Origin of the sequence: Providencia sp. PROV189 (genome assembly GCF_028480065.1) — a bacterium.
GTDB classification, from domain to species: domain Bacteria; phylum Pseudomonadota; class Gammaproteobacteria; order Enterobacterales; family Enterobacteriaceae; genus Providencia; species Providencia stuartii.
The window spans coordinates 212,406-239,084 of record NZ_JAMPOG010000005.1 but is presented as its reverse complement, the minus strand read 5'-3'; the positions used below and the strand labels follow the sequence as shown (position 1 = coordinate 239,084).

21 protein-coding genes are annotated in these 26,679 nt (G+C 40.7%); 6 read left to right on the top strand and 15 right to left on the bottom strand.

Features of this window, described 5'->3' with window-relative positions:
* Window positions 1–314: 314 nt before the first annotated feature.
* Both iolD and PR833_RS05100 read right to left on the bottom strand, forming a co-directional pair.
* Window positions 315–2,252, bottom strand: a complete 1,938-nt coding sequence (gene iolD, locus PR833_RS05105; RefSeq protein ID WP_272525939.1) for a 3D-(3,5/4)-trihydroxycyclohexane-1,2-dione acylhydrolase (decyclizing) — start codon at window positions 2,250–2,252, stop codon at window positions 315–317.
* Between the two features lie 12 nt (window positions 2,253–2,264).
* Window positions 2,265–3,776, bottom strand: coding sequence for a CoA-acylating methylmalonate-semialdehyde dehydrogenase (locus tag PR833_RS05100; RefSeq protein WP_004922117.1), 1,512 nt, complete (start codon window positions 3,774–3,776; stop codon window positions 2,265–2,267).
* A 286-nt stretch (window positions 3,777–4,062) separates the two neighbouring features.
* On the opposite strand from PR833_RS05100, the gene PR833_RS05095 reads away from it, so the two are divergent.
* The gene (locus tag PR833_RS05095) at window positions 4,063–4,899 is read left to right on the top strand and encodes a MurR/RpiR family transcriptional regulator (RefSeq protein ID WP_004922124.1); all 837 of its coding nucleotides are present in this window, start codon (window positions 4,063–4,065) and stop codon (window positions 4,897–4,899) included.
* Between the two features lie 318 nt (window positions 4,900–5,217).
* Window positions 5,218–6,210 carry a hypothetical protein gene (locus PR833_RS05090; protein ID WP_272525938.1) on the top strand — a complete coding sequence of 331 codons (993 nt, stop codon included), beginning with the start codon at window positions 5,218–5,220 and terminating at the stop codon, window positions 6,208–6,210.
* A gap of 269 nt (window positions 6,211–6,479) precedes the next feature.
* Here the strand turns inward: PR833_RS05090 and PR833_RS05085 are convergent, their stop codons facing one another.
* Window positions 6,480–6,734 (bottom strand): helix-turn-helix domain-containing protein, encoded by a 255-nt coding sequence (locus PR833_RS05085; RefSeq protein ID WP_004922128.1) that lies wholly within the window; start codon window positions 6,732–6,734, stop codon window positions 6,480–6,482.
* A gap of 754 nt (window positions 6,735–7,488) precedes the next feature.
* Here PR833_RS05085 and glgC point away from each other — a divergent pair.
* From glgC to PR833_RS05065, 4 genes are all read left to right on the top strand, one after another.
* Window positions 7,489–8,781 carry a glucose-1-phosphate adenylyltransferase gene (glgC, locus tag PR833_RS05080; protein ID WP_272525937.1) on the top strand — a complete coding sequence of 431 codons (1,293 nt, stop codon included), beginning with the start codon at window positions 7,489–7,491 and terminating at the stop codon, window positions 8,779–8,781.
* Window positions 8,782–8,785: 4 nt separating this feature from the next.
* Window positions 8,786–11,239 carry a glycogen/starch/alpha-glucan family phosphorylase gene (glgP, locus tag PR833_RS05075; RefSeq protein WP_040132243.1) on the top strand — a complete coding sequence of 818 codons (2,454 nt, stop codon included), beginning with the start codon at window positions 8,786–8,788 and terminating at the stop codon, window positions 11,237–11,239.
* 201 nt (window positions 11,240–11,440) lie between these two features.
* The gene (locus PR833_RS05070) at window positions 11,441–12,328 is read left to right on the top strand and encodes a helix-turn-helix domain-containing protein (RefSeq protein ID WP_004922140.1); all 888 of its coding nucleotides are present in this window, start codon (window positions 11,441–11,443) and stop codon (window positions 12,326–12,328) included.
* Window positions 12,329–12,643: 315 nt separating this feature from the next.
* Window positions 12,644–14,023, top strand: a complete 1,380-nt coding sequence (locus PR833_RS05065; protein WP_004922142.1) for a sugar porter family MFS transporter — start codon at window positions 12,644–12,646, stop codon at window positions 14,021–14,023.
* 78 nt (window positions 14,024–14,101) lie between these two features.
* Here the strand turns inward: PR833_RS05065 and PR833_RS05060 are convergent, their stop codons facing one another.
* The 12 genes from PR833_RS05060 to PR833_RS05005 all read right to left on the bottom strand — a co-directional run bounded on the left by PR833_RS05060 (window position 14,102) and on the right by PR833_RS05005 (window position 26,675).
* Complete coding sequence (locus PR833_RS05060; protein WP_004922145.1) at window positions 14,102–16,144, bottom strand: TonB-dependent copper receptor; 2,043 nt, start codon at window positions 16,142–16,144, stop codon at window positions 14,102–14,104.
* Window positions 16,145–16,280: 136 nt separating this feature from the next.
* Window positions 16,281–16,715: a DUF2946 family protein gene (locus PR833_RS05055; RefSeq protein WP_004922152.1), complete on the bottom strand. Its 435-nt coding sequence runs from the start codon at window positions 16,713–16,715 to the stop codon at window positions 16,281–16,283.
* Between the two features lie 362 nt (window positions 16,716–17,077).
* Window positions 17,078–18,109 (bottom strand): phosphotriesterase family protein, encoded by a 1,032-nt coding sequence (locus PR833_RS05050; RefSeq protein WP_004922160.1) that lies wholly within the window; start codon window positions 18,107–18,109, stop codon window positions 17,078–17,080.
* Between the two features lies 1 nt (window position 18,110).
* Window positions 18,111–19,076: a DMT family transporter gene (locus PR833_RS05045; protein WP_036941236.1), complete on the bottom strand. Its 966-nt coding sequence runs from the start codon at window positions 19,074–19,076 to the stop codon at window positions 18,111–18,113.
* Window positions 19,077–19,200: 124 nt separating this feature from the next.
* Complete coding sequence (locus PR833_RS05040; RefSeq protein WP_376738360.1) at window positions 19,201–19,971, bottom strand: glutamine amidotransferase; 771 nt, start codon at window positions 19,969–19,971, stop codon at window positions 19,201–19,203.
* Window positions 19,964–21,184: a PfkB family carbohydrate kinase gene (locus PR833_RS05035; RefSeq protein WP_004922173.1), complete on the bottom strand. Its 1,221-nt coding sequence runs from the start codon at window positions 21,182–21,184 to the stop codon at window positions 19,964–19,966. Before PR833_RS05035 ends, PR833_RS05040 begins: the two co-directional genes overlap by 8 nt.
* Before the next feature lie 519 nt (window positions 21,185–21,703).
* A complete protein-coding gene (locus tag PR833_RS05030; protein ID WP_040132251.1) occupies window positions 21,704–22,771 on the bottom strand; it encodes a cytochrome c-type biogenesis protein CcmH in 1,068 nt (355 codons plus the stop codon).
* Complete coding sequence (gene dsbE / locus PR833_RS05025) at window positions 22,768–23,325, bottom strand: thiol:disulfide interchange protein DsbE (RefSeq protein WP_004922181.1); 558 nt, start codon at window positions 23,323–23,325, stop codon at window positions 22,768–22,770. The genes PR833_RS05030 and dsbE overlap by 4 nt, the downstream gene beginning before the upstream one ends.
* Window positions 23,322–25,253: a heme lyase CcmF/NrfE family subunit gene (locus tag PR833_RS05020; RefSeq protein ID WP_171830673.1), complete on the bottom strand. Its 1,932-nt coding sequence runs from the start codon at window positions 25,251–25,253 to the stop codon at window positions 23,322–23,324. Before PR833_RS05020 ends, dsbE begins: the two co-directional genes overlap by 4 nt.
* A complete protein-coding gene (ccmE, locus tag PR833_RS05015) occupies window positions 25,250–25,729 on the bottom strand; it encodes a cytochrome c maturation protein CcmE (protein WP_036941240.1) in 480 nt (159 codons plus the stop codon). The genes PR833_RS05020 and ccmE overlap by 4 nt, the downstream gene beginning before the upstream one ends.
* Complete coding sequence (gene ccmD, locus PR833_RS05010; RefSeq protein WP_004922193.1) at window positions 25,726–25,938, bottom strand: heme exporter protein CcmD; 213 nt, start codon at window positions 25,936–25,938, stop codon at window positions 25,726–25,728. Before ccmD ends, ccmE begins: the two co-directional genes overlap by 4 nt.
* The gene (locus tag PR833_RS05005) at window positions 25,938–26,675 is read right to left on the bottom strand and encodes a heme ABC transporter permease (protein ID WP_272525936.1); all 738 of its coding nucleotides are present in this window, start codon (window positions 26,673–26,675) and stop codon (window positions 25,938–25,940) included. The genes ccmD and PR833_RS05005 overlap by 1 nt, the downstream gene beginning before the upstream one ends.
* Window positions 26,676–26,679: the final 4 nt, after the last annotated feature.

Genomic DNA, 26,679 nt, shown 5'->3' with positions numbered 1-26,679 from the left:
ATTAAATCGCTTTTAACCTTCAATGCCCAAAATGGACAAACAAAAAACCCAGCTTTCGCTGGGTAAAAAGAAATAACCTAATGACGTCAACCACTTTAATCGTCAAATAACAACCACTGCATCCATGCAAACTTCCCGATAAATAACCTGATCTTGTCTGATTAGAGCTCATCACCGCTCTCAATATTTCAATGTGCCGATTGGCTAAGGCGGATTATTTCCCCTTATTAAACAAGCATATTTCAACTTATTTTGAGCGATGCAAAGAGATGGCTAAAGCATTTAGCCCATTACCCTCCCTACAGAGTAATGATTTAGTACTGCCGTACTCGGTTAGCAACCATGTCTTTGATTTTGTCTGCTGCGGCAACCACTTCCGGTTTCTTCGCGACCTGCGCTGTTCCGGTACGCCACCACGCTTCATAACCGTTAGTCATCGTTTTAGGGAGTACTTTGATATCAATTAATACACAACCTGAATGCGATTTAGCATCCTCAATTGCGGCGATCAATTGAGCTTCATCATGTACGCGATAACTCTTACACCCATAACTTTCGGCATTTTTAGCAAAATCAACTTTAACTAATGGACCATCCATTTGCCCTGTTTGTGGGTTACGATGACGGTTTTCCGTTCCGAAACTCCCCATGCCTTGACTCATTTGCAGGTTATTAATACAACCAAAACCTGCGTTATCGAATAACAGAATGGTGATCTTCACGTTTTCTTGGATAGCCGTTTGTAACTCACTGTGTAGCATCAAATAGGAGCCATCACCGACCATCGCATAAACAGGTTGTTCCGGGGCTGCTATTTTTGCGCCAATGGCAGCAGCAATTTCATACCCCATACATGAATAACCATATTCCAAATGATAAGTATCAGGATGCTTAGGTAACCAAATACGCTGTAAGTCTCCCGGCAATGACCCTGCTGCACCAACAACGATGGCATCATCTTCCATATGGCGCTGCATTAGCCCCAAGACGCGAGTCTGTGCCAACTCGCTACCAAGCGCTTCACGATACTCCTCTAATTTATCATCAAGGTGACCCGCTATTTCTGGCACAAAATTCAATGGGCTATATTGAATCGAGAATAATCTATCTAACTCAGATTGCCACTGTTGCTTAGCTTGTTGAATACGCTCACCCCACTGTGCTTGATAGCCAGTACCTTGTAATAAAGCATCCAGTGCCGTTAGCCCTTCTTTTGCATCTGCAATAATTTTTAAGGCATCGAGCTTATAGGCATCAAACTCAGCAACGTTAATATTCAAAAACTGTACATCAGGGTGACTAAACAGCGACTTTGATGCGGTAGTAAAGTCAGTGAAACGTGTTCCCACACCAATCACTAAATCGGCTTCTTTTGCTAGTAGGTTCGCGGCTAGGCCGCCTGTTGTACCAATCCCCCCCACATTTAAAGGGTGGCTTGCCACAATGGCACTTTTACCTGCTTGAGTTTCGCCAAATGGGATTGCATAGTGCTCCGCGAAAGTACGGAAAGCATCATGCGCTTCGGAATAACGTACCCCACCACCGCAGACTAACAGTGGCTTTTTCTTGCTACGAATTAAACTGACCGCTTCTTCTAAACTCACGGTTGTCGCTGGACGACGTTCAATGCGATGAACACGTTTAGCAAAGAAATAGTCCGGATAATCCCAAGCTTCACCTTGAACATCTTGTGGCAAGCAGATTGTTACCGCTCCCGTATCTGCCGGGTCGGTTAAGACACGCATGGCATTGATCATCGCTGACATCAATTGCTCTGGACGAGATACCCGATCCCAATAACGCGAAACAGGCCGGAAACAATCATTCGTACTGATCGTGCCATCACCATATTGCTCAACTTGCTGTAATACTGGATCAGGCTGACGTGTTGCGAAAGTATCACCTGGCAGCAATAAAAGAGGGATGCGATTCGCGGTCGCTGTCGCAGCCGCCGTCACCATATTTGCTGCCCCCGGCCCAACAGAGGATGTCACTGCACAAATTTGCTTGCGTTTTTTCTGTTTCGCAAACCCTGTAGCAATATGCGCCATCCCTTGTTCATTGCATCCTTGATAAACTTGCAGGTGCCCAGGCGCTTCTTCTAGCGCCTGCCCTAAACCTACTACGTTACCATGGCCGAAGATGGTAAATACTCCCTGAATAAACGGATACTGCTCGCCATCAACCTCAACATATTGTTGGTTAAGAAACTTAACTAATGCCTGAGCTGTGGTCATTGTCTGCTTATTCATATGGGGCTCCATTTATTCCATAGTTGGCATTGTGAAACTGCTTTCATGATGTTCCAGACGGACACTTGCAGGCCAACGGCTGGTAACCGTTTTCATGCGTGTATAGAAACGTACGCCATCATTTCCATGAACATTCAGCGGTCCAAAGATAGAACGTTTCCAGCCACCAAAACTGTGGAAAGCCATCGGAACTGGAATTGGTATGTTAATACCCACCATCCCCGCCATCACATTCTCTTGGAATTCACGAGCCGTTTCACCATCACGAGTAAAGATAGCCGTACCGTTGCCATACTCATGTTGATTGATCAGTTTCAGACCTGTTTCAAAATCTGGAACACGCACAATGGCGAGTACTGGACCAAAAATTTCATCTTTATAGATGTCCATGTCTGGAGTGACATTATCAAACAGAGTTGGCCCTACAAAGTAGCCATTTTCAAAACCTGCCACTTTGAAATCACGTCCATCAACTAACAGGCTAGCACCTTGTTTTTCACCGCTGGTGATATAGTCACAAATTTTTGCTTTATGCTGTGCTGAAATCACAGGCCCCATATCATTTTCTTTACCATCAACGATACCCGGACCTACGGTCATTTTAGCGATTTGCTGTTTCAAGTTTGCAATCAGTGTATCTGCGGTCTCATCACCAACAGCAAGCACGACGGATAATGCCATACAACGCTCACCAGCCGCACCAAACGCCGCCCCCATAATCGCATTTGTCGCTAGGTTCATATCCGCGTCAGGCATTAGGATACAGTGGTTTTTTGCACCACCTAGTGCTTGGCAACGTTTGCCATGCTCTGAGGCTGTTGTGTAAATGTATTCTGCGATTGGTGTTGAACCCACGAAACTGACCGCCTGAACTTCAGGTGCACGAAGCAATACATCAACGGACTCTTTGTCGCCTTGAACAACGTTAAAAACACCATCGGGTAAACCCGCTTCTTTTAATAGTTTTGCTAATTCAATAGCGAGTGATGGATCTTTTTCCGACGGTTTTAGGACAAAGGTGTTGCCCGTTGCCAATGCGACTGGGAACATCCACATAGGCACCATCGCAGGGAAGTTAAATGGCGTAATGCCAGCACATACCCCCAACGGCTGCATTAAGGAGTGGCTATCAACACCGGTTGCCACATTGGCGGAATGTTCACCTTTCTGTAAATGTGGAATGCCACAAGCAAATTCAACGACTTCCAGACCGCGAGTTAATTCACCGACAGCATCTGAAAATACTTTACCGTGCTCTTTCGAAATTAAACGCGCCAAATCATCCATATTCTCTTCAAGCAGCGCTTTAAATTTAAATAGGATACGCGCACGTTTTAGTGGAGACAATTTTGACCACTTAGGGAAGGCTTTATGGGCAACCTCTATTGCCTGTTTAGTTTCAGCAGCACTGCTCAACACAACTTGAGCTGTTTGTTCACCGGTTGCAGGGTTATATACGGGTGCAAAACGCCCACTTTGGCTGGATACAAGTTCACCGCCAATGAAATTCTGAATCTGTTGCATGTTGCCTCTCTTTAGCTGATAGAGTTACCTTGTTGCTAAAGATATATGAAATATTCATTTCATTTTCAACTAAAACTGAAATAACATTCAATTTATGTGATCCAGACTGAGTTTTTATGAAATTGTCGATTGAAGATAAAGACACTGGTTTCAAAAATCGTTTTAATCAGCCCTCAGATAAAAAGCAATATGAATTGATTATTCCATTTAGTTGGATTAGTTTTTCAAAAAAATTCGACTAACGGCTGAAAATAACTACAATCAATAGCCTAGTCACGGAGGTTTTATGTCAACTGCATCGAATTTAAATGAGTTTCAGGAGCAAGTTCGTTCCCGTTACGATGAACTAAGTAAACGGCTACAGCAAGTAGCACGATATGTTTTAGATAACACAAATAGTGTGGCTTTTGATACAGTTGCTGTCATCGCTAAGGAAGCCAATGTTCCACCATCTACCTTAATCCGTTTCGCTAATGCCTTTAATTTCAGCGGATTTAACGAAATGAAACAGTTATTTCGTATGAATTTAGTGGAAGAAACGGCAAGTTACACCGATCGCGCCCGTTTATTTCGTGAAATGGATAGCGACCAAGAACTGAGTGATGATCCTGCTCAGATTTTAAAAGAGTTTGCTCACTCAAATGCGCAAGCGCTACAACAAATGGCAGCGAGAACCCCCGCTGAAGATCTTGAAAAAGCCGTCACCCTATTAGCCGAAGCAGAAAATGTCTATATCATTGGGTTACGTCGTTCGTTCAGCGTTGCAACCTATCTTAGCTATGCCCTTAGCCACTTAGAGTGCCGTCCACAATTGATCGATGGCCTTGGTGGTATGTTCAAAGAGCAAATCAACCGAATTAACGAAAAAGATGTTGTGGTTTCTATTAGTTTCACACCTTATGCAGAAGAAACCATTATGGTGAGCGAAAAAGCCGCCCAAACTGGCGCAAAGCAGATTGTTATCACAGATAGCCAAATCAGCCCACTCGCTAGTTTTAGTGATGTCTGTTTTGTGATCAAAGAAGCCCAAGTTGATGCCTTCCGTTCCCAGTCAGCAACCTTGTGTCTTGCGCAATCACTCACTGTTGCACTGGCTTATCGCCAAGGCAGTAAGCTAGTTTAATCTTAAGACGGGCTTTGGACACAAATACCTCCGTTGTGACTTAGCCCGGAACATTACAAAGCGGTATCGATTCCCCTTCCCTTTCAATATTCCTCAATTTCGGCAATCTCCAAACTCACTAACCTGTACCTCGTTTCTTGATGCTATTAATCACCACTCATGGATGAAATCTAAGCCTATTACCAGTGTCTTTAAAAATTGTGAGACTCATCAGAAAACATGAATTTCAATAAAAATAATAATGAAATTATTATTTCACACTGTTATGTTGAGATTATGTAAACACCTGAAACTAACCTTTCGGTGAGGAGCTTGGTAATGAATACACATTTTCTCTATTTGTTTGGCCACCTTCGCTTACTTGAAGAGCAGCATGCGCTTGTCTCGTTAAATAAGACAGGTATTGGCCTCATAGGCTCCCCCACGCACAATACATGGTATACAGAAGCGATATTGCATAGCCAACATCATTGTCAACTCAACTCCGTTTGTTCGTTAGATTCACCGATACCTTCAGCTGCATACTTTATTTGCCAAAAAAGAAAAATCGAGCATCTCATCGACAATGATGCGGTTGATACAATTATCGTGACATCCCTATGCAGTGAAGAGCTATTAAAGTTTATTATTCAATCTGCGATTAATTCAGGAAAAAATATTTTACTCAATAATGTTCCAAATTATGGAACCAATGAGTTAGTTAATTTACTCAAATTAGCTAAATACAACGATGTTAATATCTGCCAAAATAGCCTGCTTCGTTTTTCTCACCTGTATGATGAAATGAAATCAATCTTATCAAATAAGAGTACTCGTGATAGTGGTTTATTGCGCTTATCCGCCCACCGTCAAATTGATAAAATGGATTGCCTTTCCAAAGAGACATTACGTTCATTAATTGCAGAAAAAGTATCGCTGCTCCTTAATTTACTGCCTGAATTTAAATTTGATTCCCTCTCAATTCAATATTCTCGTCCATTTTCACACATTGAAAAAGGTGATGTGCTTATGATTAATTTAAAAGACAGCAATGGCTTTTTAGCCTCGCTAGAACTGTTTTTTAATACAGGGAATGTTTCTGATAAATTATCCCTTAAGCAATGCCATCATGATCTCCAATTTGAGAATTTTCTAATGTCTAATAACCAATTCTCAATAATTAACGAAAATTCATTGATTATAAAACAGCTTGACCATTTCATCTTAAATCCACATAAAACAAACAAAATCGTCATAAACTCACAATTAATTGATATCAATAAAATAACTGAATCGATTTTAAATCAATTGGAATTAAATCAGTTTATTTGATAAGTGAATTTATAATCTACCTAAATCAATAATGTATTCAATAATAACCTTGTTGATTATTTTTTGATAATAAAAATCAAACTATTCAGTATAATTACTTAATTAACAATCAAGGCCGGAAGAAATAGAGCCAAAAAAGATAATGACTCTGTCATTCCTTCCGGTCCGATTAACTTTCTCATAGTATCTCTCTATGTTGATATTTGGTGCTTTTGTTGACGGTGTTTACAAGATATTTTATAGCCTTCCCTGAGTGTATCATACGCCTATTAATGAATGGTGCAGCGTGTACCTAGGTTAACGTTAACAACACCATACAGAAACGTCGTTGGCTCCAAGTTAAATAAACAGGCAAATTGGAATAAAGAATCGACATCGATACAGCTTTCACCACTTTCAAAGCGAGTCATCTCATCTTCAGAAACGCCAATTAGTCTAGCCGTTTGTTTTAACGTCATTTTATGACTTTCTCTTTGTTTACGAATTTTGATACCAAGTAGTTTTGCAATATTATCTTTTTGCATAATAACCCCCTAAAAAAATAAATTAAGTAAAGTTAGTTTTGACGATGCGTAAATTAGCATTCTGCTTCCATAAATTAATTGATTTAAATTAAAAAATGACGCCAAAAAACTCATCGAATTATGAATAGCACTAAATGATTAATTTCAACCATAAAACATAATCCAGTGAATCATAAGGACATTTTTAAAATAGATCTTTTTATCCCTAGATATTTATTGTGACATTAATCACAAAAAATGTGTATCCTAACTTCGTATTATTCAGCATTAAACCGTCTTTTTAAGAATTTTATACATGTAAGTTTTATGTGGTTTTTATGTGTTTTATTATTTTTATTTATTAAATTATATAATCACTCTTTAAAAACATTCATAAGATTATCGCCATATTATTATTAAGATAAATAACTTTATTGTTACTAATTATGACATTTTATGTCAGTTGATTTAGGACTAATTTTATTCCAAAAAAGAAAAACATTTAAAGTCATATTTAAATTTCTAAAGTCTAGTATATTATTGAATGTAAGTAATATAAAAAAAATAAAAAAGTCATCTTTTTTAGATTAAAAGTAATCAATAAACGATTATATTAAGTTTTACTATACTTGAATATTTTGAATAACAGTAGATGGCGAACAAAATAATAGTTAAGTCATTGAGTTCAAAAGAACAAAAACTTGAAATATGAAAGGTATACACCAATAGGGAAATCTTTAAATAACAGTTTGCTTATTTTGGAGAGTTCTAAGGTATGTCTCAAAATGATATGAATAATATGATGATGTTAGCTCGTCATTTGCCTCAAAAGGCCGTTGCTTTGATCCTTGCTGGAGGTAAAGGTACTCGCCTTAAAGGATTAACGAGTAAACGAGCCAAGCCTGCTGTTCATTTTGGTGGTAAATTTCGTATTATCGATTTTGCATTATCAAATAGCCTAAATTCGGGTATTAGACGAATTGGTGTTATTACCCAATATCAATCTCATTCATTAGTACAACACATCCAAAGAGGATGGTCGTTTTTTAATGAAGAAATGAATGAGTTTGTCGATTTACTACCCGCACAGCAACGCGAAATTACCGACCATTGGTATAAAGGCACGGCCGATGCGGTCTATCAAAATATGGATATTATCCGTAATTATCGTGCAGAATATATTGTGATCCTTGCGGGTGACCACATCTATAAAATGGATTATTCACGCATGTTGCTCGATCATGTTAACAATGATGCAAAATTTACCGTTGCCTGCATCAAAGTGAAAAAAGAGGAAGCCCATCAATTTGGTGTAATGGAAATTGATGAGAATCGTTGGATAACCCAATTCCATGAAAAACCACAAGACCCGCCGGTACTAAAAGATTCGCCTGATTCATGTTTAGCGAGCATGGGGATCTATATTTTTAACAGTGATTACCTCTACAAAATGTTAGAAGACGATAGCCTTTGCCCGAGTTCCAGTAATGATTTCGGTAAAGATATTATTCCCAAAATAGTGGCCAGAAGAGAAGCTCTCGCTCATCCCTTTGAATATTCATGTGTCACCAGCAATGCCGATGTTCCTCCTTACTGGCGCGATGTCGGAACATTAGAAGCCTATTGGTCAGCAACACTGGATCTTGCCTCGGTAACCCCTGAGTTAGATATGTATGACCGCAACTGGCCTATCCGTACTTATATGGAGCCTTTACCACCTGCAAAATTTGTCCAAGACCGCTCGGGAAGCCATGGCATGACCATGAATTCACTTGTTGCGGGGGGTTGTATCATTTCAGGATCGATTGTCATACACTCTGTGTTATTCCCTCGCGTGAGAGTTAATTCATTCTGTAATATCGAATCTTCTATTTTACTGCCCGGAGTGAATATTGGGCGCTCATCACGTTTACGCCGCTGTATTATCGATAGAGGCTGCGTCATTCCAGAAAATAGCGTTATTGGCGAAAACCCTGAAGAAGATAGCCAACGCTTCTATCGCACAGAACAAGGTATCGTTCTCGTCACAAAAGAGATGTTAGATAATTTACATAACAATAAGGAATAAGATTGTGAGCACTCATTTTGTTTACGAATGTCATTCGCCACTAGTGACACAAGAAGCACTAAAAAGCTCCATTATCTATAAATTAAAATTTGTGATTGGCAAAGAACCTTATATTGCGACACAACGAGAATGGTTAGAAGCCATCATACTGGCGGCTCGCGATCGGATCGTTGACCGATGGATGGCGACGAACCGTGCAACCTATTCACAGCAGCTTAAGCAGGTTTACTATCTATCGATGGAGTTTTTACTCGGTCGATCATTATCTAATACATTAATTTCAATGAATATGTATGAGGATCTAACCCAAGTCGTGGCTGAGCTTGGCTTTGATTTTGAGCAATTGTTAGAGCAAGAGACAGATCCCGGCCTCGGTAATGGCGGCTTAGGCCGCCTTGCCGCATGTTTTCTCGATTCTCTCGCAACCCTGAATCTCCCCGCATGTGGTTATGGTATTCGTTATGAATACGGCATGTTTAAACAAACCATTCGTAATGGACAACAAATCGAATCCCCTGATGATTGGCTGATTCATGGCAACCCTTGGGAGTTTCCTCGAACAGAAAATCGCTACCAAATCCAATTTGAAGGCCATGTGACCGAAGAAGAGGGCCGCTATCAGTGGGTAAAAACGAACGATATTATCGCTGTCGCTTATGACCAAATTATTCCTGGCTATAATACTGAGGCAACAAATACTCTGCGTTTATGGAGTGCCAAAGCTAGCGATGAATTTGATCTGCAAATTTTCAATGATGGCGAATATTATGCCGCGGTTAAGAAAAAAAATGAGTCTGAAAACGTTTCTCGCGTCCTCTACCCAAACGATTCAACCTATTCAGGCAAAGAGCTGCGTTTAAAACAAGAGTTCTTCTTAGTTTCTGCATCTGTGCAAGACATACTTCACCGCCATTGGTTGGTTTACCAACGTTGGGATAACTTAGCTGACAAAGTGGCAATCCATTTAAATGACACCCACCCTGTTCTTGCCATTCCTGAGTTAATTCGTCTATTAGTCGACAAACACCAAGTCAGTTGGCAGGATGCTTTAGCATTAGCACAAAACGTGTTCTCTTATACTAACCACACGCTGATGAGTGAAGCTTTAGAAACTTGGCCTGTCGAGATGATCCGTAAAATTCTGCCGCGCCATCTACAAATCATTTATCAAATTAATGACGAATTTTTGCAACATGTGAGCCAAAAATTTCCGCAAGATTACGAATTGCCGCGTCGTGTCTCCATCATTAATGAAGAGTATGGGCAGCTTGTGCGAATGGCGTGGCTGGCGGCTATTGTCTGCCATAAAGTCAACGGCGTCTCTGAGTTACATAGTCAACTTATGACCGACTCTCTGTTTGCCGACTTTGCCCGAATTTTCCCTAATAAATTCTGCAACATCACCAATGGCGTGACACCGCGACGTTGGCTAGCTATTGCTAACCCAGAGCTGACTTCGGTTATAGAAAGCTATATCGGCCAACAATGGTTAGTTAATTTGCCTCAATTGACTGAATTGAAGCAGTGGATGGATTACCCTCAATTTTTAGATAAGTTGCAACAAGTTAAACACAGTAACAAAATTAAATTAGCGCGTTTTATTGCCCAGACACAACAAATTGTGGTTAGCCCTGAAGCCTTATTTGATGTACAGATCAAGCGTATTCATGAATATAAGCGGCAGCTCTTAAATTTACTGCATGTCATCACTCGTTATAATCGAATATTAGCGGATCCAGAGCACAACTGGGTGCCCCGCGTGGTGATCTTTGCAGGCAAAGCCGCCTCCTCATATAGCGCGGCAAAAAAAATCATCCACCTCATTAATGACGTTGCTGCGGTTATCAACAATGATGCGCGTATCGGTTCGCGCTTGAAAGTGGTGTTTATTCCTGATTATGGAGTAAGCCTAGCTCAGAAAATAATTCCGGCCACCGACCTTTCTGAGCAAATTTCACTTGCAGGTACAGAAGCCTCCGGAACCGGTAATATGAAATTCGCACTAAATGGTGCATTGACCATCGGTACACTCGATGGGGCAAATGTTGAGATACGCGAACATGTTGGCCACGATAATATTTTTATCTTTGGTCATACCATCGATGAAGTAAAACAAATCAAACAGAATTACTACTATCCACGTTGGTATTATGAAAATGATGCTGAACTGAAACAAGTGATAGACCAGATAGCACAGGGTTACTTTAAACCTGACGTTCCTAACTTTTATCAAGATTTAACCTACAGCTTGCTCGATGGCGGTGACCCATATTTATTGTTTGCAGATTATCGTAGTTACATCAATACACAGGAACAAGTCGACAATTTATATCAAGACCCATTATCTTGGCAGTCTAAGGTAGCAAAAAACATCTGTAATATGGGCTTTTTTTCTACTGATAGAACAATCCAAGACTATGCCTCACAAATTTGGAATATCGAATCTATCAATTTATGACCCTATGAATTAGATTAATCTAGGCATTTTGGTTAAGGTCAATTTAACGAGAAACTTACTTAACTTCACAACTATTTAAAAAAATTCTCAGTCGGCATGCTATCCTGATACCGACTGGGATGTATCTGTCTAGTATAAAAGTCCAATTTTTAGCCAGTTATGATTTTATACTTTGGGCAAAGTTAATTTAAAAGGGTCATCATGCTTCAGGAAAGTGTTATTAGAGAAATGATTCTCTGGATCGAAAAAAACTTAGAGTCACGCCTGTCTTTAGATACTGTTGCCGAAAAATCAGGATACACCAAGTGGCATTTTCAGCGCCTATTTAAAAACCAAACAGGACTTGCTCTCGGTTCTTACATTCGTGCTAGACGATTATCGTGCTCAGCCGTGGCATTGAGGCTAACTAATGATAGCATCATGGATATCTCTTTACGCTATCGTTTCGATTCACAGCAAACATTTTGTCGTGCATTTAAAAAACAATTCAATATCACCCCTTCTGAATACCGCAAACGTACCGGATGGAAAATTGAAGGTTTTTGCCTGCCACTAAGAGAAAGTAAAGAGTTCAGCGTTAAGGTCAGCCTAACCAAATTAGATCCCGTTAAGGTTATCGGTAAACAGCATCGCTATACCAAAAGCATCAATGAATGGAATTTTAAAACCCAAGAGCTGAGACGCTACTATTGGAGAGACTTTATCAATGAAGCTCAGTGTGTCACAACCAATATGTATGCTATCCACGGTGTTGATTCTATCAATGATCAAGAGGGGCAATTCTGCTATACCACAACCTTTGAAGAAAGTGGTGTTGACTCCCCTACCCCTAATCTTAAAAGCATAACTCTCCCTGCTGGCGATTATCTACAAATTAAGTTTACGTGTGATGAGCTCCACGGTATTGATTACAACGACATTATCTATACCGTATATGGAAAAGTACTTGCGAGTATGGATATTGCTCGGGGTGAAGGCTGTGACATTGAAAACTATGTTTTAAAGTCTACGCCCGATTATAAAGAGTTTATTGAAAACTCACGCCTCTATCTTAAAGAATTAAATTATTATATCCCTGTCATTATTTGATTAAATTAAAGAAAACTAACTTACAATGAGTTAGTTTTCTTTATTTCTTATATTTAATCTTAATAACTTATCTAACAGATAATTAACTTTCATTTCATTTTCATAAAAAAATCATCATTAAAAGCCCATCAAATATAGATAATCAATTCTATGATGTTAATAATTATTTGAATATTACTTCATTAAAGTTCATATTAAATATATCGAGTGTTGAAAATAAACAAATATCACGTTAGCATAAATTTTAGTTTCATCTTTTTTAAAGGACAGATAACTGAGTTAATAATCCAACTTTGCAATAAAGGACTAATAATAATGGTTAAGAATAATACCTCAACAAGTCTTATGGTTATCTTTGTCGGTTTACTGGCAGCACTCGCAGGCCTCTTCTTTGGTTTAGATACTGGGGTTATCTCTGGTGCACTTCCCTTTATTAGTCAACAGTTTGATATCTCATCAACCCAGCAAGAACTGGTTGTCAGCTCAATGATGTTTGGTGCCGCAGCTGGCGCTATTATTAGCGGTTGGTTATCATCTTTAAGTGGTAGAAAAAAGAGTTTACTGATCAGTTCAATATTATTTATTATTGGTGCATTAGGCTCCGCCTTTTCCCCTAATGCCAATATACTTATTATTTCGCGAGTCATATTAGGACTCGCAATTGGTATTTCTTCATTCACAACTCCAGCTTATTTATCAGAAATCGCACCGAAAAAGATCCGTGGTGGAATGATATCTATGTATCAATTAATGATTACAATAGGTATCTTACTTGCATTTATTTCTGATACCGCTTTTAGTTATGATCATGCTTGGCGTTGGATGTTAGGGATCACAGCTATCCCTGCTGTTTTGCTTTTTATTGGCGTCACTTTTTTACCCGAAAGCCCCCGTTGGCTTGCCAGTAAAAATAGATCGAATGATGCTAAAACTATATTATTAAAATTAAGAAAATCAGAAAATGAAGCGATCCAAGAGCTGGATGATATTTTTAATAGCCTAAAGATCAAGCAATCGGGATTCGGTTTATTTAAAAATAACAGTAATTTCCGACGTACTGTATTTTTGGGTATTGCTCTGCAATTTATGCAGCAACTGACAGGTATCAATGTCATTATGTACTATGCCCCTAAAATATTTTCATTAGCGGGGTTTGAAAGTACCACCCAACAAATGTATGGCACAGTTCTTATTGGCTTAGTCAACGTCATCACAACCATTTTTGCCATCTCAATCGTTGACCGTTTTGGCCGTAAAAAATTATTGATCTTTGGCTTTAGTGTCATGGCAATCAGTATCGGCTTACTCGCCTACTTGCTCTCTTTTGATACGCATACCGTTCTAATCCAATATAGTAGTATTGCCTTTTTACTTATCTTTATTATTGGATTTGCCGTGAGTGCGGGACCGATTATGTGGGTCTTATGTTCTGAGATACAACCACTGAGAGGTCGTGATTTCGGTATCACCTGTTCAACTACCTCAAATTGGGTAGCAAATATGATCGTTAGCGCTACGTTCTTAACACTGCTATCGACTTTAGGGGATACGAATACTTTCTGGGTTTATGCTGGGTTAAATGCTGTATTTATTATTATCACGCTCTATTTTGTCCCAGAAACAAAAAATGTTTCATTAGAGCAGATAGAAGAGAACCTAATGAAAGGCAATGCGCTACGCAATATTGGTCGATAAGCATCCACAATTAAACCTTATTTTTGTAGAACACCCGATATTACCTCGGGTGTTCTGTTTTGATAAAACCGCTTCTCGTTAGAAAGTTAAGTTCAATTTCGCCCAAAACGTTCTGCCCGGCTCATTCACGGGTTGATTAGAGGAATAACCAAACCCACTATTACCCGCTAAGTTTAGGTGTTCGCTATAATTTCTATCAAATAGGTTATCAACACCAGCACTTAACTTAACATGATCATTCACCCGATAAGCGGTATTAACGGAGAAAATCGTGAAACCAGCACTGCTACCGAAGTCTTTCCCGACTACGTTACCATCATTAATCGCCACACGATGTTGGCTACTGACAATACGCATTAGCCCTGTTGCCGTCCAATCATTCTTTTCCCAAGATAAACCAAAACGGGTTTCTAATGGCGGCATCTGCGGTAATGGTTGCCTATCACTGCGGTTTTCCCCCCAAGAATAAGCGAGACTTGCATCCGCTTTCCACGCATCACTGAGCTTATAGGCGACGCCCATTTCTCCCCCCATGATCATCGCATTCACGTTTTCAACTTGACTTTGTCGCGAATTATGTGGGTTATAACGGAATAGGATAAAATCATCGACTCGCCCAATATAAGCGGAAACCCATGCGTTAGTTTTATCATTGCTATATTTTGCACCGATATCTAACTGGGTCGTTTTTTCCGTTTTTAAATGATCGAACACATTGCTTGTTCCATCAGGGCCGTAGGTTGGTGAAAATAACTCCCAATAATCAGGAAAACGCTCAGTGTAACCGACACCGGCATACAGCATGACAGGCATATCAGAAAGCGAATGCTCATAACGCACAAACCCTGCTGGCATCACAGTATTGCGCCCCGATGACCCTACCGCGGTCTCATTATCCACTAATACCCTATCGGCACGCGCACCTGTAACGACTTTCCCATGCGCATTTGCATTCCACGTTAACTCACCAAACAGCCCATAATCTTGGAATGTTGCATCCTTATTCCAGTGGTTATTGCTCTCCTTACGGTGAGTATTAGTTTGCATATCGGCCCCTGCACGTAATTCGTAATCGTTCCATAACCAAGTTCCCATAACTCGGCCACCCACCGTTTTACGATCAACACGCATTTTCATTGGCATATTCATCATGCCATGACCACCGCCCATCATATGCCCCATATGACCAGAGCCGCCCCCCATTGAGCCACTTGTGTCACGTAATGAATAGTTATCCATAATATGGTCGGCATAGTTGTAGTACATATTCGCTTCTAGCTTATCAAGCACTGTGCCAATATTTGTCTTTTCAAAACGCACACCTAGACTTTCGCGTTTGAATTGCGAGCCATCCATTCCACGACCTGCATAGCGAGCTTCACCATCCCCTTTCCCCGCGGTAAGCTCAAGTAACGTGTATTCATCTGGCGTCCAGCCTACAGCAACATCCGCATTCCATTTATCCCACTTTGATGGCACTTTCTTACCATCTCCATCTTTATAATCATTAGAGCGAGATTTATTACCTATTAAGCGTAAATAACCTTTTTCATTCCCCATACTGACATCTGCATTCGCATCCCAACGCTGATTAGAGGCCGTTAACGCACTTGCATTCCCCTGAACACCCGCTTTATCAAAAATGGGTTTTTCACGCTCAAAACGAATTGTACCTGCCGAGTTACCTGGTCCCCAAAGAACTGACTGAGGCCCTTTGATCATCGTTAATAGGTCGAAGTTTTCTGGCGAAATATAAGAGGTTGGGGCATCCATGCGAGATGGGCAAGCGCCTAACATCTCACTATCATTAGTTAAAATCCGTAAGCGAGAGCCAAACATGCCACGAAAAACGGGGTCACCGTTCGTGCCGCCATTACGAATTTGCGAGAAGCCGGGGATCGTTTTCAAATAATCAGAACCATCACTCGCTGGCACTGGCTGTCTAGGTGTTTTTGGTGAGGTGCTGATAGTTAATGGTGAATCAACGGGGGCAGTGACTATCATCACTGAGTGTTCTGAAAATTGACTTTGATTCTCTGCCTCAGCGACTGCGCTATTCGACAACAGCGCGGTCGTTACTAAAAGTGTCAGTGGTGCGATTACACATTTTTCTTTGTTCATTATTTTGCCTAATTCTTTTCTTTATGACGTAGCCATGCCGCCTGAATTCGATAATCAAATTCAAGATAGAGAGCAGGCGAAGCCCTTTGCACTCAATACGGCAAATGCAACATTGTGAATTTAAAATGATCAATAATTAATAAGAAAAGAGAGACGGAGGAGCGCGCGCAAAACGCAGAGACCAAGGCCGAAACAAATATGGATGAATACAAGGCTCAAGGGAGATCCGCGTCGTCAGCGTTGCCAATTGGCGAATTGCAATGGCAATAAATAGAATGATAAATGGAAAATGGATCAACAACTGGCAATAACCACAGGCAATGTCTTCCATCGGCGATAGTCCGACTCCCGACATTAACAGATGATTCATCATGCCGTTAGAATGGCATTCTTCAGGCAATAGAGCACCTTGATGCGAATGGTGCATCACGTGTGGTGCCATATTTTCCATTGAAGAACAATCAGCCATTTGCATCATTGACTTTGAGACCAATGGTGCAATAAACAGCATTGCTACTGCAAGTAGCGCAAGATAGGCTGCAAATTGTCTTAATCTATCATGCAGGTGCAACGTTTTTCCGTAATATCTATTGTTATTTTAATGCGCGAAAGTGTATCTCATTTACATCATCGTTGTTATCGTTTTTTGTCAATAATGTTACTTGGCCTACATTCCCTCTATATTCAAATAGAACAATTTGGCACCATTATATTGGCGTAATTTCCATTACATTCACCTGAAATAAAAACCATTCGAAATATTATTTTTATAAGTCATATCCACCAATGGCATTCTCAATAATAAAAAATAGTAAAACGGAAATTATCGACAAAAAGCCCTTTTGCTTTCACGCCCCATAAAAAAACAAAAAGCGGCAATAGTTTAGCTATCACCGCAAAATCGAACAGAAAAAAACAAGGGGAGATTATTGATTAAGCTAATAAGTTAGCTGGGTTATCGATACATAAGCGGTCAAGGGTAGCTTGATCGACGCCTTTCTTCGCCAGAAGCGATAGAAAAACATTCGGTACAAAGCCCCATCCATTTCCGCCATTTTTTGCCCACATCTGTTTTAAGAACACATCGTGACTCAAAACGATCTGATTGCTATATCCCAGCTCTATCAACTTATAAACCGCATCAACAGTTTCTGTAACAGTTGGTGCGACCCCTTCTTTAGGGAATGAAATATCAAGCCCTATCATATCGAACTCAAGCCATACGCCTCTGTCTAACATACGACGCTGATAATCGATATCCTTTCCTGATGGGTCTGAATGCGCTAATGAGATCTTAGCGGGATTAACGCCCATCTCTTTGATTAAAATATCCAATACTTCATCACCACGACGTTGCCAACCTGGCATATGGATATTCATCGAGACATGATCATTGGCAAGCTGAGCGACGGATGCGGCTCTAAGGCTATTTTTTTCCCCTTCCGTAAAAAATGGAGAAACCCCAATTTCGCCAATCATCCCCGCTCGAATATCAGTGCCATCAATACCAATATTCAATTCGTCATCAATCATTTTCGCCATTTCATCGATACTTTTTACTAGGCGCTCGCCTTCAAATTTTTCGATATATAAGCCTGATGAGGCAACGACATTGATACCTGTTTTAATGGACACTTCTCGCAATTGACGAACATCTCGACCAATTGCTTCGGAGCCTGTCGCATCAACAAGCGTTTTACCGCCAAGCTCCTTAAAGTTATTCACTTCATAAATCACATCGTCGATAGGTTTTTTATCCATATTGTCACAGCAGCAATAAGGATCGTGTTTTAGCCCCCATTGAATATCTGCACTGACTTTTTTATCGACCAACACATGCGAGAAATCGTAAAAAGGTTCATCGACAACGGTAGAGAGATCGTTAAACAAATGCTCATGTGGTAGGGTTAAACCCATATCTTCTTTTTTAACTGGCCCAGTGACAGTCTGAATATAACCTTTCATTTTACACTCCCGCCGTTTTCACAGCTTTTGCTTCTCTAAACTCAGGAATTGTTGTGATAATTGCACCAACCAGCGCAAACAGTGTGCCAATAATCGTGACCAGATAGACAGTGTTACCCAATGATGGCAAGAGTAAATCAATCAGAACTGAACCCAGTAATTGCCCTGCTGTTGATGCAACTCCGAGCATTAACAGCCCTAATCCACGAACTAAGATTGCCATTAACGCAATAGACATTAGCCCTAATGGACCACCGAGATACATCCACCACACCCCCGGTAATTCAAGAGTAATGTGACCAAGAGCCATACGGATCACCAAAGCGACAGTCAAAACCGTGAAGCCGACAATAAAGTTCCATGTGATAGATACCATCATTGAACCTGTCGCTTCTGCCACTTTAGAGTTACCCGCTGGTTGCCAACCCGCTAATAGACCCGCTAAGAAAGGAAGAATGGCTAAATAGATAGCAGAGGTAGAGTGCCATTGTGGAGACACCACAAATAAGGTGGCTACCACGGCAAAAACAGCGCCTAATACGCGAAAAAGGGTGAACGGTTTTTTCTCATCGATACCAATACCGAAACGGTCACACAATAGGCCTGATAATAATAGCGCCGATATCAATGCGGTTTGGAAAGTAGCAATCCCTAGTGCACTGGCAGAAGCCCCTTCAGAGAAAACCACCATTGCGCCACAAAGGCCTGCAAACCAGTTCCACAATGGAATTTTACGTTGTTTAATTAAACTTGGAATAGAGGCAAATTGCTGACGAGTCTGTTTTTTCGCTATGATAATAAAAAACATGACGACAAGACCGCTAGCAAACGAAATTACCGCACTTGCGTTGCCATCTTTTAATACATCCCCGAGCTGCCCATTAACGGCAGATTGCATTGGCGATAACATCCCGGCTAAAACCGTCGCTATCATCAGTAATGGTGTAGAATAACTTTTTGCACTCATAAAATATTCCTTTTGGATTTTTTGACTATGAGTCATTATTTTTGTAATCGGAGTACAAAGTGCGGGGGAAATTCCCCACACTTAATTTCTTATTTTTGATATTTTACTTTTGACAATAACTGAATTAACGAGCGATCTGTTTTAGGATATTTACCCACATGTCAGAGTAATGTTCCCAAGCCATAAATTCTTTACTTCCCCAGTGTGGCGAGCAATCACTCATAAAGCAGGCTGTTTTACCCTTTTCATATTGACCAAAGACTAATAAAGGATCTTCGCCAATATTTAAAACGGTTTCTGTATTTTCTTTAGCTTTAACTTTGTTATAGCCTAAAAACATTGGCCATTGTCCAAATCCTTTAACGGATTCATGTTCTGCATTGACTGGTACTGCAAAAATACCTTCAGGTGTTTCAACACGATCATCACCATCAAGCATTTCTACCGGTAATACATCTGCTAATAATGTATTTTTATAATTCGCTTTAGCCTCAATTCCCATAAAGGATAGATAGCCACCAATCATTAATAATCCACCGCCATTAATGACATACTGCTTAATTAATTGCAGTGCATTTGGTAATACTTTCATATTATAAAAAGTATCGTTTTGCAGTAAGAAAGTATTTGCACCAATATCGCTAATGACAACGACGTCATATTTCTCTAACTCTTCTACCGTTTTAGGAAATGCCATTTGAACGGTATGAGCAGGCATATAATCAATTTCAACATTTTTATTTCTTAAGCAATCTAATAAAAATGTTGCACCCTCTTCATATTTACTCGAAGTAAAACTGTCATAGCCTTTAGTATGAATCATATGAATGTGCCATGACTCACCAATAAATAAAATTTTCATTTTTATTCCTCTTTCAGAATATGAATTATTCAGGGGATTGAGTGACAACCTGAGAGTAGGTTGTTTGGTTAATACGATATATCACGTTAATATCTTCAGGCATTTCTGAAGCTTTGCTCGTTTCTACCGCAAGCGATGAAAATGCCGAAGCATAACGCAACGCATACGAAAATTGCTTACCTTTTGCTAATGAGGCCGCCAATGCGCCATTGAAAGCATCCCCAGCGCCAGCCGTATTTTTGACCACCGCTGTGTAGGCCGGTGAGTAAATAAATTTATTGCCATCGTAAGCAATAGAGCCTTTACTTCCTAATGTGATCACAACCTTTTTAACACCTTTATGATAGATGACGTCGGCTGCTTTTTTAGCCGACTCCATATCCACAACATTCACTCCGGATAGCAAACTGGCTTCCGTTTCATTCGGCGTTAAAATATCGACTTTTTCAAGTAGTTCGATAGCAATATCACTATAAGGTGCAGGGTTTAAAATAATCGGTATATTATACTCATTACCTATCGATATAATTTCCCTTAAGGCTTCAATATTTGTCTCAAGTTGTAGCAAGATAATATTCGAATTAATAATTTTATCTTTTTGAATTTTTACCTCATCAGCACTGATATCCATATTTGAGCCAGGATATATGGAGATAATGTTTTCGCCACTATTTTCTGACACGAAAATTGATGCTGTACCCGTTTGGAACTTTTCAGTTTGGTAAATTGTTGATGTCTTAATTTTTGATGATGAAATAAAATTCACCGCATAATCACTAAATTGGTCAGTGCCAATTTTAGTAATAAAATGGACTTGCGAGTCTGAATAACTTGCAGCTAAAGCCTGATTGCAACCTTTGCCACCTGGTGAAAAAATAAATTTGTTTGATAATAATGATTCGCCTGCCTCTGGTAATCGAGGCAAATAACTAATCATATCAACATTAAATGAACCTAATACACAAACTTTGCCGTTCACTGAATCATCCTTATTGGTTATTTCATTAAGGCTATCGTTACATTCCAGAAACTGTATAATTTCTTTTTTAGCAACCTTATCTAGGGATTCAAATTCAATGAATGCGCCACCATGGCAACGGTTAATAATTCCTTTTTTTGCCAAAGAATTTAAATCTGCTCTAATGGTTTCTTTTGTGACATTCAGTTCTTTCGATAAAACAGAAACTTTTGCTGAGCCTGCGTTTTTTAAAAAATTAATTATTTTTTTATGTCGTTCTGCTTTCATGCCATTTTACCTCATGGCATTTACTCTAAATTAGATAATGTTATTTTAATGTGATAATAATCATATGTTCCCAATGCAAAGCAAAAAAAAGCAAAAAACACAAAAGCTAAAACAAAAAAAAGCAAAAGCATATTACGTTAAGGTAAATTTAGTTTTTAATGCAAAACAAAATAGGAAAGCATTAAGTAATCTAATCATCATTTAATTTAATCATAAAATAATAATTATATTACTTATAATACAATCATAAGATTAAATAAAATTAAATATTAACTTCAATAGCTTACAAGGAACCAAGTTAATTTATCATTAATAATTAACTATAAAGGATTTCAAATAAATAAATTACTTATTTTTCAATTTTAATCGCCTAATTTCAATATTGAATCGATTCAAACTAAAAATGACCACCATTTAAATAAAACGTATCGAGAAAAATAAAATCAAAAAATGGTACGCAGAATATAAAAACGGGAGCGATTGCTCCCGTTTTAGTGCTTTGAATCAGTTAACAACCCACTATTGAACTGTTTTTTTCTCATGCACCATCATCAATGCTTGTTCAATACTGCGCTCAATGACTGTTCGTCGCTGATCATTTTCAGGTAATAATTGCAGCATCATCTGCCAAGCTGAGATAGCTTCTGCATAACGAGCCTGCTCAAATGCATTAAAAGCAAACATGCTTAGTGCCTTAACATTGGTCCTATTTTCAGCAATCAGCTTACGCAATAACTCACCACCAATGCGATTATCTTCTGGATCAGACGAACGCGTTAACACTTCGGCATACCCTAGCGCCACGTTATCATCATTCGGCTTGAGTCGATAAGCCCGCTCATAAGCATCTGTCGCCATCGTGGCATTATTTAATACCATGCCAATCCGACCTAGCATCACCCATGCATCGGCATTTTGAGGCTCATCCTGCAAACGAGTACGTAAACCTAACGCAAGGCGCTCCATTTCTTCAAGATTAAGTGGTGGCTCTGAGGGATCTAATGCTCTGTCAAGCAGCGCTGGCGCCTGTTGGTAAGCTAAATGCCAATCTGCAACTTTGCCATAACTGCCTACCTGATAATAAGCCGCGGCCCCAATTCCGAAAGCCATGATCACCCCCGGGACATACACCCACCCAGTTGAGCGCGTTGGCTTTATTGAAGCGGTATGTTGCTGATCATTTGGAACATCTTGTTTTATGCGAACACGTTTTTTAGTACGTGCGTAAATGATCCACCCACCGACAATCATGGCTGCAAAAGGTAATCCCCATAAGATGGCCGTTAATGGCGTCAATGGAGGATTGTACGTCACAAAATAGCCGTAACGTGCCACCATATAGTCAACGATTTCATCGCGGCTCTTGCCTTCTTTCATCAACTCATACACTTTTTGCCGTAAATCTAAAGCAATCATTGAGTTTGAATCTGCAATGCTATTGTTTTGGCACTTCGGGCAACGTAACTCTTCTGTTAACTTACGAAATTGCTGCTCTTGCTGCTCATTATCAAAGGTAAAAACTTCAGTCGCCGCAAAAGCACTACTTGCACTAACCGCTAGCATCAGCAAACCAATAACATATTTCATTGGCTGGCCTCCTTGCTATAGCGTTCCCATAATGGTTTCACTTCCTTATTCCAGACATGCTCATCCATTGCGCCTGCATGCCGATAACGAATAATCCCATTGCCATCGATTAAGAAGGTTTCAGGAGCCCCATAAACGCCCAGATCAAGGCCTAACATGCCCTCACCATCAAAAAGACTTAAAGCATAAGGGTTACCAAGTTCGCGCAACCAAACAATCGCCTTATTGCGATCATCCTTATAGTTTAACCCCACCACGCGTACACCTTCAGCAGCAAGCTGATTGAGGTATTTATGTTCAGCGCGACAAGTAGGGCACCATGTCGCCCAAACATTTAAGAGGATAGGTTTCCCTTGAATCAATACATTTGACTCATAATGTTGACCGGGGTTTTCAAGTGACTCTAAACGGAACACAGGCACCGGTTTACCCACTAATGCAGATTCAAGTAAACGAGGGTCATCCCCTTCGGCATTACGCATCAATTGCCATAACAAAACGGCGGCAATAGCAGCGAAAATAATAAAAGGGATCAAGAAAACTTTGCGTTTCATGCAGCCTCCTGCACGGGTTTACGGCGACGATAGCGCGGATCAAATAGGCAGCATAGCGCTCCAGCAGCCATTAAAATGCCTCCCGACCAAATCCAGCGCACAAAAGGTTTGTAGTAAAGGCGCATAGTCCATACCTCTTTACCGACCTCTTCTCCTAATGCAGCATACAAATCTCGGGTTATTCCCCCATCGATAGCCGCTTCGGTCATCACGGCACGGCTGGTGCTATAAAAACGTTTTTCAGGCTGTAATTTAGTGAGTAATTCACCATTTTTCTTAACGTCAATATTCCCTATCACACCCTGATAATTCGGGCCATTCGCTTCATGTACCCCATTAAAGACAAAGGTATAATCACGAATAACCACACTTTCACCGGGCTTCATTTTGGCATCACGTTCAATGCTGTAATTTTGACTAAAGGCAATCCCCACAATGGTTACTGCTAAACCTAAATGTGCAAGTACCATTCCCCAATAACTTGGTGTGAGCTTGATTTTTTTACTAATACGTACACGCATTTCGGCGAACGCCAGTAATGCTATCCAGCAAGCCATCATTAAGCCAAGCACGGTCAACGCTTCTAATCTATCTTGCATTAGCCATGGCAGTAGGCATGACAATATCAAGGTCACGAGCAAGGCCATTAAGAGTAATTTTCTAATCGCTGCGGGGCGGTCTCTCCCCCAACGCACTAGAGGCCCAATCCCCAGTAAGAGTGCGAATGGCACCATTAGCGCGATAAACATGGTATTAAAGAAGGGCTCACCAATCGAAATACTGCCTAAACCAATTTGTTTGTGAACTAAAGGCAGTAAGGTGCCTAATAACACGACCAGCATTGCAGCGGTTAGGATGACGTTATTCGCCAGTAGCATTGATTCCCGAGACCAAAGCGCATTATTAACACGAGAACGAACCTTGTGACCTCTTATGGCAAACAGCAGCAATGAGCCACCGATAACTAAGGCCATAAAGGCGAGAATGAAGAGTCCTCTCGAGGGGTCAGATGCAAAGGCATGCACAGAAACCAGCACCCCTGAACGTACGAGGAAAGTACCGAGCAAACAAAGTGAAAACGCAAATATCGATAGCAATAAAGACCATGCCTTAAATGTTGCTCGTTGCTCTGTCACCGCCAGCGAGTGGATTAACGCGGTTCCTACTAACCAAGGCATAAACGACGCATTTTCAACGGGATCCCAGAACCACCAGCCGCCCCAGCCTAGCTCATAATAGGCCCAAGCCGAACCTAACATGATGCCGAGCGTTAAAAAAAACCACGCAGCCATCGTCCAAGGGCGAGCGAAACGGGTAAATGAACTATCCAGCCGGCCACTAAGCAACGCCGCGATAGCAAATGCGAAGGCGACTGAAAAGCCAACATACCCCATATACAGCAATGGTGGATGGAAAATCAGGCCGGGATCTTGCAAGAGCGGATTTAAGTCACGTCCTTCAATTGGGAAGGAGGGCAAGGTGCGCGAAAAGGGGTTAGAGGTGAAAATGATGAACAACAGAAACCCGACGCTCACCATCCCCATTACTGCTAAAACACGAGCAACAATATCCAGCGGCATGCGGTAGCTACATAATGCAACCGCAAACGTCCAGCCGCTCATCAATAGCACCCACAACAGCAGTGAACCTTCATGCGCACCCCATGTTGCCGCAACCCGATACCAAACAGGTAATTGCGTGTTGGAGTTATTTGCAACATAAGTAATTGAAAAATCATTTATAACAAAGGCGTTGACTAGCACTAAAAATGCGCCAGCCACACACAAAAACAGTAGCCAAGCAAGAGGCCTTGAAGCCCGCATTAAGCGCTCATCGTGACGAGATACGCCCCATAATGGATAGATAGAGAGTAATACTGCAATACCTAACGCTAGGCATAGCAGTATATTGCCAACCTCAGGGATCATAGTGCGTTATCCTTATAAGCCGCGGCAGGTCGACGGTGATTTTCCTGCATCGCTTGCTCAACTTCGGGTGGCGTATAATTTTCATCGTGTTTAGCGAGCACTTCTTTGGCAATGACATGATGGTTTTCAGCCAGCTCCCCTTGGACAACTACCCCTTGCCCTTCTCGAAACAGATCAGGCAAAATTCCCTCATAGCTCACATCAACTTCCGCTTCCGCGTCATACACCGTAAAAGTAACTTTCAGGGAGTCCGGATCACGCTGAACGGTACCTGGCATCACCATTCCCCCGACACGTAAGCGTTGGCCAACTTCAGGTATCTGCTGGGTTTCTCGCTTCCCATAAATGATCTCACCGGGGGTATAAAATAGGTCGATACTGGAGCGAAGTGCATATAAAAGCAGCGCGACCATTAACCCCACACCAATTAGAATGGAACAAACTAGCCATAATCTATTTTTACGACGAATATTCACTCAGCCTCCCGACGCGCTCGTGCTGCTTTCTGTCTTGCTTCTCTTGCTTGCTGTGCAGTGATGGAATTTATAATCATTTTGCGTTGTAAAACGGTGTGAATACACAACAGCAATAGCGGTGTTACCGTCAATAGAACTGCCAGCCAGACATAAAAGGCATAACCGCCCATTGCAAAAAAATCCGCCCAAGATGCAAATGCACGACTCATTATTTACACCCCTTCTTATTCACGATATCCATAACCCATGGGCGGTTACGCTCCAGTAGTAATAATTGGTTACGCAAACGCACCAGCGTCAGAGAAATAAATAAAAATAGATAGCCTAAGATAGCCAAACGCAAAGGTGTGCGCATTGCAGGGTTAATACTTTGCTGCATTCGCGTTGAAGGCTGATGTAATGTGTTCCACCATTCAACGGAATAATGGATGATAGGTAAATTAATCACACCAATTAAGACTAAGATCGCCGCAGCTTTTCCTGCTGTCCGGCGGTCATCAAATGCATGCCAAAGCGCGATAATGCCAACATACAGAAAAAAGAGAATAAGTTCTGAGGTTAAACGTGCATCCCATACCCACCATGCGCCCCACATGGGTTTGCCCCACGTTGCCCCCGTGACTAAGGCAATAAAGGTAAATACCGCACCAATAGGTGCCATAGCGGCAATCGTTAATTCAGCCACTTTCATTTGCCAAACAAGACCAACAAAAGCGACGAACGCCATAATGGCATAGATCCCCATTGACCACATTGCTGCTGGAACATGGAGGTACATAATGCGATAGCTATCACTTTGCTGATAATCGGCGGGCGCAAATCCGAATCCCCATCCCCAACCTAGTGCTAAAAAAATCACGCTCAGGGTAATAAACCAAGGGGTCAACCGCCCACATAGTTGGTAGAGATTGGCAGGAATAGCAAGTTGGTGAAGCTTTTTCCACATATTT